This is a genomic window from Phaeodactylibacter luteus (genome assembly GCF_007993045.1).
GTDB lineage: Bacteria > Bacteroidota > Bacteroidia > Chitinophagales > Saprospiraceae > Phaeodactylibacter > Phaeodactylibacter luteus.
The window spans coordinates 1-1,065 of sequence record NZ_VOOR01000150.1 but is presented as its reverse complement, the minus strand read 5'-3'; the positions used below and the strand labels follow the sequence as shown (position 1 = coordinate 1,065).

At 50.9% G+C, this 1,065-nt stretch carries 1 protein-coding gene; it reads left to right on the top strand.

Features of this window, described 5'->3' with window-relative positions:
- Window positions 1-10: 10 nt before the first annotated feature.
- A partial coding sequence (locus FRY97_RS21915; RefSeq protein ID WP_147169759.1) for an ISAs1 family transposase occupies window positions 11-1,065 on the top strand: 1,055 nt, incomplete at its 3' end.

Sequence of the window (1,065 nt, the reverse complement as noted above, 5' to 3'; positions counted from 1 at the left end):
CAAAAAATAAATGTCTGAGGATCGAGCTTCGCTACAAAGCCTAATAACTACCTTCGAGAGTATTCCTGACTTCAGGGTCGACCGGCACAAGAAATACTCACTGGGCGAAATATTATTTCTGACCCTCAGTGCCGTGGTCAGCGGGTGTTCAGACTGGGATGAGATTGCTGACTTTGGCAGGGAGAAACTGGCATGGCTGCGCAGATTCTATGAATATAAAAATGGTACGCCTTCCCATGATACGATCAACCGGGTAGTGTCCTTACTAGACCCGCGCACCTTCGAAGAGCATTTTATCGGTTGGGCCACAAAGGGCTTGGAGCTGCCAGAGGGCACTATCGTAAACGTAGATGGCAAGAAGCTGCGCGGCAGTGCTACAAAGAAGGAGCAACAAACCCCACATGCACAAGGGGGCAAAAGCGCAGTGCACTTAGTGCAAGCCTGGTGCAATGAACTTCAATTGTGCCTGGGGCAGTACCAAACAAAGGAGAAGTCTAATGAGATCACAGCTATACCTGCACTCTTGGAATTGCTGGATTTACGTGGCTGCATAGTAACCATAGATGCTATGGGTTGTCAGAAAGCGATCGCAGAGCAGCTGCTTGGACAGCAAGCTGACTATGTTTTTGGCTTGAAAAACAACCAGCTCAAGCTCAAAGAGGCAGTAAGCAGCCTGTTTGAGCAAGCGGGCACGATCAATGACAAAGAACTTAAGCTGGAGGCTTTGCCTGAGCATATTGCGGAACAGTCAGACCAGGGGCATGGCCGGCTGGAAAAGCGGATATGCCGGGTATTGCCAGCCAAGCTGTTGGGCGAAGAGCTGCGTGCGGAGTGGCCGGGGCTGGAGTCAATAGTGGAGATTACAGCTTGCCGTCTGGTGCTGGCAACAAACCAGTTCAGCATGGAGAAGCGCTATTACATAAGCAGCCTGAAAGCTGGTGCCGCAGACTTCAACCGGGTCGTGCGCAGTCACTGGGCTATCGAAAATAATTTGCACTGGTCACTGGATGTACAGTTCAAGGAAGACCAAAGCCTAAAGCGGGCTAACCATGCTGCGGCCAACTT